Source organism: Mycobacterium sp. TH-M15 (assembly GCF_057473705.1).
On the sequence record NZ_JBYCLB010000287.1, the window covers coordinates 1 to 6,653 of the forward strand.

7 protein-coding genes and 1 pseudogene are annotated in these 6,653 nt (G+C 70.7%); 2 read left to right on the forward strand and 6 right to left on the reverse strand.

Going from position 1 to position 6,653, the window contains the following annotated elements:
* Window positions 1-36: 36 nt before the first annotated feature.
* Window positions 37-798 carry a DUF4190 domain-containing protein gene (locus AC2VNT_RS06685; RefSeq protein ID WP_486946105.1) on the forward strand — a complete coding sequence of 254 codons (762 nt, stop codon included), beginning with the start codon at window positions 37-39 and terminating at the stop codon, window positions 796-798.
* A 32-nt stretch (window positions 799-830) separates the two neighbouring features.
* On the opposite strand, the gene AC2VNT_RS06690 is transcribed toward AC2VNT_RS06685, so the two are convergent.
* Entirely contained in the window at window positions 831-1,019 is a 189-nt protein-coding gene (locus AC2VNT_RS06690; protein ID WP_486946106.1) for a hypothetical protein, read from the reverse strand.
* Window positions 1,020-1,117: 98 nt separating this feature from the next.
* Between AC2VNT_RS06690 and AC2VNT_RS06695 the strand changes: the two are divergent.
* A pseudogene (locus tag AC2VNT_RS06695) lies at window positions 1,118-2,602 on the forward strand (flavin-containing monooxygenase); the annotation flags it as partial.
* Between the two features lie 224 nt (window positions 2,603-2,826).
* On the opposite strand, the gene AC2VNT_RS06700 reads toward AC2VNT_RS06695, so the two are convergent.
* From AC2VNT_RS06700 to AC2VNT_RS06720, 5 genes are all read right to left on the reverse strand, one after another.
* Complete coding sequence (locus AC2VNT_RS06700; RefSeq protein ID WP_486946107.1) at window positions 2,827-4,320, reverse strand: M28 family metallopeptidase; 1,494 nt, start codon at window positions 4,318-4,320, stop codon at window positions 2,827-2,829.
* A gap of 1 nt (window position 4,321) precedes the next feature.
* Window positions 4,322-5,080 carry an SGNH/GDSL hydrolase family protein gene (locus tag AC2VNT_RS06705; RefSeq protein ID WP_486946111.1) on the reverse strand — a complete coding sequence of 253 codons (759 nt, stop codon included), beginning with the start codon at window positions 5,078-5,080 and terminating at the stop codon, window positions 4,322-4,324.
* Window positions 5,081-5,091: 11 nt separating this feature from the next.
* Window positions 5,092-5,868, reverse strand: a complete 777-nt coding sequence (thiG, locus tag AC2VNT_RS06710) for a thiazole synthase (protein ID WP_486946108.1) — start codon at window positions 5,866-5,868, stop codon at window positions 5,092-5,094.
* Window positions 5,861-6,058, reverse strand: a complete 198-nt coding sequence (gene thiS / locus AC2VNT_RS06715; protein ID WP_486946109.1) for a sulfur carrier protein ThiS — start codon at window positions 6,056-6,058, stop codon at window positions 5,861-5,863. Before thiS ends, thiG begins: the two co-directional genes overlap by 8 nt.
* Window positions 6,059-6,653 (reverse strand): FAD-dependent oxidoreductase (locus AC2VNT_RS06720; protein WP_486946110.1); only part of this gene is annotated, 595 nt, incomplete at its 5' end.

Sequence of the window (6,653 nt, forward strand, 5' to 3'; positions counted from 1 at the left end):
CGTCGACGCCGCGGTGCGGCTGCTAGGTTTGCCGTCATGACCTGGCCCAGCGGACAACCGCGGCCGGACCAGCCGCGCTATCAGCCGGCGTACCAGCCCGGGTATCCACCGCCGGCCGGGCCGGGCTACCCGATGCCGCCGGGGTATCCCCCCGCGCCCGGGTTTCCCCCCGCGCCGCCGCCGGGCACCAACGGGTTCGCCGTCGCCTCGCTGGTGCTCAGCCTGATGTGCGTCTCGCTGCTGGCGCTGATCTTCGGCATCGTCGCGTTGTCACAGATCAAGCGGCGCGGGCAGAGCGGCCGCGGCATGGCCGTCGCCGGAGTGGTGATCAGTTCGGTGACGCTGCTGCTGTTCGGTGCGGTGGCGACGGTCGCCGGCCTGCATGCTGCGCTGAACGGCTCGACGGCGTCCAGCCCAGAGACCTCCAGCCCCACCGCAGACCTCCCCGAAGTGCGCCTCTCGCCAACCCTGGACTTGTCGGTCGGCGACTGCATCGAGGACCTCCCCTACAGCAGCCACGTGGCCTCGGTGTCGAAGATCGACTGCGACCGGCCGCACCGCGGCGAGGTCTACGAGGTGGTTCCGGTGGCGGGCGAGCGCTTCCCCGGCGACGAGACGATGGACAATTACGCCAACAAGTGCGGGCCGGCACTGGATCGGTATGCCCCGGCCGCGGCCAACGACAGCGCCTACAGCATGTTCTATCTGCACCCGACCCGGGAGACGTGGAAGATCGGCGACCGGACGATCACCTGCGTCGTCACCACCGAGGACAAACGCACCGGATCGGTGCACTGACGGGTCGCCCTGACGCAACCCGGCGGGGTGCCTCACCGGTAGTCGTCGTCGCCGGCCGGCACGCTCTGGTGCTGTTCCAGCACGTCGGCGGGATCGGCCTCGCCGGCCGAGCCTGCGAAGAACGGGTCCGGCTCGTCGTCGGTGTCCTCGACCGCCAGGGCCTGCTCAGCGAGGTCGGTGTCGCTGGCTTCGACGTTTGATTCGGCACTGGGGTTGGTCATGGCCGCCTCCGGTGATGGTGATCAGCGTGCACCTACCAGTGTGCGCCGCCGGCCCGTCGCCCGTCGCTGGTTACCGACAAGTCAGGTACCGTCGTTTCATGGCTGTGCAGCAAATCGACGTCGTCATCGTGGGAGCCGGCTTCGGTGGCATGGGCGCGGCGATCCAGCTCAAAGAGCTCGGCTTCGACGACATCGCCATCCTGGAACGCGAGGACGACCTGGGCGGCACCTGGCACGTCAACCGCTATCCGGGCCTGGCGGTGGACATCCCGTCGACCACCTACTCGTACTGGTTCGAGCCCAACCCGTACTGGTCCCGGCTCTTCGCCACCGGCCCCGAGCTCAAGCGCTACGCCGAGCACGTCGCCGACAAGTACGACGTGCGCCGGCACATGCGGTTCAACACCACCGTCGACGGGGCGCACTGGGACGACGACGAGCGGCGGTGGCGGGTCAGCCTGGCCGACGGCGACACGCTCAGCGCGCGCTACCTGATCACCGCCACCGGCTTCCTGTCCCAGCCGCACACCCCGGATATCCCCGGTATCACCGGCTTCGCCGGCACGGTGGTGCACACCACGGCCTGGGACGACGACCACGACTTCACCGGCCGCAACGTCGGGCTGATCGGCACCGGGGCCACCGCGCTGCAGCTGATCCCCGTGCTGGCCAAGACCGTTGCCGACCTGACCGTCTACCAGCGCACCGCGATCTGGGTGGCGCCCAAGCCGGACTTCCGCATCTCCCCGGCGGTGCAGCGGCTCTTCGCCACGGTGCCGCTCACCCAGCGGGCGGTGCGCTGGGTCACCGACAACCTGCTGGAGTTCATGACCTACGTCGGGGTGCTGAACGTCCGTGCCTTCGTCTACCGCCGGCTGTCGATCGCCGCGATGGACCTGTGCAAGATCCACCGGTTCGTTCAGGTGCGTGACAAGGAGCTGCGGGCCAAGCTCACCCCGGACTACGACCTGGGCTGCAAGCGGCCCAGCTGGTCCAACGAGTACTACCGCAGCTTCACCAAGCCAAACGTGCACCTGGAGACCGCCGGCATCGACCGGATCGAGCCGGACGGGATCGTCACCAAGGACGGCACCAAGACCCCCATCGACACCCTGGTGCTGGCCACCGGCTTCGACCTGTGGGACGCCAACTTCCCGGCCATCGAGGTCATCGGCCGGGGCGGCCGCAACCTCGGAAAGTGGTGGCGGGAGAACAGGTTCCAGGCCTACCAGGGGCTGTCGATGCCGATGTTCCCGAACTACCTGAGCCTGGCCAGCCCGTACGCGTTCTCCGGGCTGTCCTTCTTCAACACCATGGAGTACCAGATGCGGCACATGAAGCGGCTGTTCGGTGAGGTCAAACGCAAGGGCGCGACCACCTTCGAGGTCACCGAGGCCGCCAACGCCGCCTTCCTGGACCGGATGACCCGCAACCTGGACAGCTCGGTGTTCTACGCCGGCAACTGCGCCACCTCGCGGTCCTACTACTTCAACCACAGCGGCGAGGCGACCCTGCTGCGGCCCACCTCGGTGCGCGATGCGGTCCGCGACGGCGACCGGTTCCCGCTGAGCGACTACCGCATCGACTCGCGCCGATCGCCAGGGCGGCGGAGCCGGCCGGTGGGAGGACGAGAACGCCGCCACCGCAACAAAAGTCGCCTCGGCGTTCGCCCGGCTGGCCGAGGCTCAGCGCCAGGCGGACCGGCGCAAGCGGCTGCAGCCGGTGCTGCAGCGGTTCACGGTGCTCGAGCCGCTGTTCGACGGGAGCCGGGTGCACCTGCCGTTCTGGGCGGTGCACGCCACCCGGGTCACGACGGTCTGACGACGTTGCGGGTGCGATCCTCGCGCACCGGGATTCCGTTGCGGCCACCGAGATCCTGCGAGTACCAGCCGGTCACATAACCGACCGCGGCCCCGTTGACGCCGAGTTCCTTGGCGTCAACGTGGTCGATGGTGTCCTCCTTGTTGTGGTAGTTCGGGTCGAACGGCTCGTCGGCCGTTCCGCCCCACAGCTTGGCCTCCTCGGCCGACTTCTTCTGCTCGGCGCCGGAGAACAGCCCGCCGGACGGAACACCGGCCAGGGTGAATCCGTCGTAGTCCGACCGGCCGTCGAACGACGTGTCCAGCGCGGTCACGCCCACCGACTTCAGGTAGGCGACCAGGGCGCGTTCGATGCCGGCCGACCCCTCGGGCACCACCGGCTGGCCGCGTTCGTCCAGCGGCATCGACTGGTCGCCGTCGTAGGCGAAGTAACCGGGGTTCGGCGAGCCGATCATGTCGAAGTTGAGGTACAGCGCGATGTCCTTGAGCGCGTCGACGTCGAGGCCCTCGACGTAGCGCATCGAGCCGATCAAGCCGAGCTCCTCGGCGCCCCAGAAGCCGAACCGAACCGCGTTGCGGACGTTCGGTGACGGCCCGAGCTGCAGCGCGGTCTCCAGGACGGCGGCGACACCGGAACCGTTGTCGTTGATGCCCGGGCCCTCCGGAACGCTGTCCAGGTGGGCGCCGAGCATCACCACGTTGTCGGTGGAGCCGGTCTTGGTCTGGGCGATGACGTTGCGCGAGGTGAGGTCGTCGGTGTGCGCGTCGAGCTTCACCGTGACCGGGTCGTGGGCCCCGCGCAGGGCGGCACCGTCGGCCTTGGTCACGCTGACCACCGGGACCTTCACCTCGGTGTGTTCACCGAGCGTGCCGCCCATCTTCTCCTCGTCGACGTTGTCGGCGACCACGACGGCCACCGCGCCGTGCTCGACGGCCAGCGCCATCTTCTCCTTGAACGGGCAGGCACCGCGGTCCACCAGCACCACCGCACCCTGGACCGGCAGACCGTCGTAGTCCGCCGCGGCACAGCCCGGCTTCTCGCCGCCCGGCACCGCCACCAGCGGCGCGCTGATCCCCTCCGGCCTGGTGCCCAGGCTGTACTGCAGCGCCCGCGCCGCGAAGGTCTTGTCGTCCAGGGTGATCGAACCCTTCTCGGCCTTGAACACCCGCGCGGTGAACTCCGGGGTCTGCACGTCGAAGCCGTGGTCGCGCAGCTCCTTGACCACGTAGTCCACACTCGCGTCGTAGCCCGGCGTGCCCGCCGCCCGGGTGTTGTTGTTGGCGTCGGCGATCTGCTGCAGCTGTTTCAGGTGACCCATCAGCGCGTCCGCGGTGATCTTGTTGCGCAGCGTGGTGGCGAACCCGTCGACCTGGACCGGGTTGGGTCTCGATTCTGCCGACGGCCGGCTGCATCCTCCGGCGAGCACCGCGGCGGCCACCGCGGCGATCAGCAGCTTCGATGTGTGTTTCACCGCGACCACGTTAGCCGACCTGCGCGGCGACCAGGTCGGCCACCGCACGCATCCCGGCGGCGTTGGGATGAAACGGCGCCGGCCGCCACGGCAGCGGCCAGGCCGCCCCCACCGTCCACGGCCGGCCTGACCACGGGTGGTGGTCCCGGCTGGCCTCGGCGGCGCCCACCAGTCCACAGCCGGTGGCGGCCGCCGCGGCGGCAGTCTGGTCGGCCAGCCGGTCGGCGATCCGTCGGCCCGACTCCGCGTCGGCGTCCGACAGCGGCGCGGCGGGAACCCCGGCCGGCGGCAGCAGGGTCAGGTAGTCGACGAACAACACCCGGGCCCGCGGCGACCGGCCGCGCACCGCGGCCCCGACCGCCCGCAGCGACTCACCGATCCGGTCCAGTGCCTGCTCGCGGGCCTCCGGGCTCCGCAGGTCGCCCAGCAGCCGGCGGCGCAGCAGCGGGGCGAGCCACCCGGGAACCGCAGCGGCCCTCAGGAACGGCACATAGCCGACGTCGTTGCCGCCGATGGTGATCGTGACCAGGGTCTCCGACCCGTCCAGCACGTCGATCTGCGGTGCGACGCCGCGCTGGCGATCGCTGAGTAGCTGGGCGGTGGTGGCGCCGGAGAAGCTGCAATCGACCAGGTGCAGGTTCAGCGCGTCGGCCACCAGCTGGGGATAGTTCCGCGCCGATCGGCCCGATCCGTACGGCGCGCCGCCGGCCCGCGGCCGGATTCCCGGGCCGGCCGCCATCGAACTGCCGAGCGCGACATATCGGCCCAGCTCGCGCGTCGTCACCGTGCCGGAGACGACGCCTGGGCCCAGAACCGCTTCGGGATCCGCCCCGCGCACCGGGCCAGGCGCCCCGCGGTGACGGCGGCGGCCATCGCGGCGGCCATCGTCTTCGGGTCGGCGGCCCGGGTCACCGCGCTGGCCAGCAGCACCGCGTCGCAGCCCAGCTCCATCGCCGACGCGGCGTCGCTGGCGGTGCCGATCCCGGCGTCCAGCACCACCGGAACCTCGGCGGCCTCGACGATCATCTCGATGTTGTGCGGGTTGGCGATGCCCAGGCCGGTGCCGATCGGCGAGCCGAGCGGCATCACCGCGGCGCAGCCGGCGTCGGCCAGCCGGCGGGCCAGCACCGGGTCGTCATTGGTGTAGGGCAGCACCACGAACCCGTCGTCCACCAACCGCTCGGCGGCCCGCAGCAACTCGACCGCATCCGGGAGCAGGGTGCGTTCGTCGCCGATGACCTCCAGCTTCACCCAGTCGGTGCCCAGCGCCTCCCGGGCCAGTTGCGCGGTGAGCACCGCCTCGGCGGCGGTGCGGCAGCCCGCGGTGTTGGGCAGCGGCGTGATACCGAGCCGGCCCAGCAGATCCAGCATGCCGGTGCCGCCCTCGGCGTCGACCCGGCGCATCGCCACCGTGGTCAGCTCGGTGCCGGAGGCCACCAGCGCCTCTTCCAGCACCGCCAGGTTCTGGGCACCCCCGGTGCCCATCACCAGCCGCGAGGAGAAGCTGCGACCGGCGATCACCAGTTTCGCGTTGCCGTCGTTGTTGCCGTTAGCCACCTTGCACCGCCGTTACCACCTCGAGCCGCGCACCGTCGGAAAGTGTTCTGCTCCAACCGGACCGCGGCAGCACCGTCTCATCCATCGCCACCGCGATACCTCGATCCGGGTAGCCCATCGACGCCAGCAGGGCGGCAACGGTAGTCGATTCGCCGACCTCTACCTGTTTTTCGTTGACGCTGATGATCATTCAATGTACTCCGACCGGAAGTAGCTCGGACACAATTTCTTCGGCCGTCCACGGCGCCAACAGGAATCCGTTCCGGCCGTGGCCGGCGGCGACCAGCGTCCGGCCGTCCAGCCGCCGCACCAGCGGCAGGCCGTCCGGCGTCATCGGCCGCAGGCCGGCCGAGCATTCGGCCAGCTCGTACTCACCGAGGGCGGGCATCAGGGCGCAGGCGTCGTCGAGCAGGTCGCGCACCCCGGAGACCGCCGGCGCGGTATCGCGGCCGCGCTCGTACTGGGTGGCACCGACCACCACTCCGTCGGGTCGCGGCACCAGATACACCGGCCGGCCGTGCACCCGGGCGCGGATCACCCGGCGCGGCGGCGGCAGGCACCCCTTGCGCCAGCGCAGCCGCAGCACCTCGCCCTTGACCGGCCGGATCGGCAGGCCCGGCCAGAGCGCCGGGGCGTCGATGCCGTTGGCGATCACCACCGCGTCGGCGGCCAGCGCGGCCAGCGCATCCGCGTCGGCGACCGGTGCGGCCACGCTCGCCCCGTGCAGCTCGCAGGACCGGGCCAGCCCGGAGACCAGAGCCAGGGTGTCCACCGCCACCTCGGAG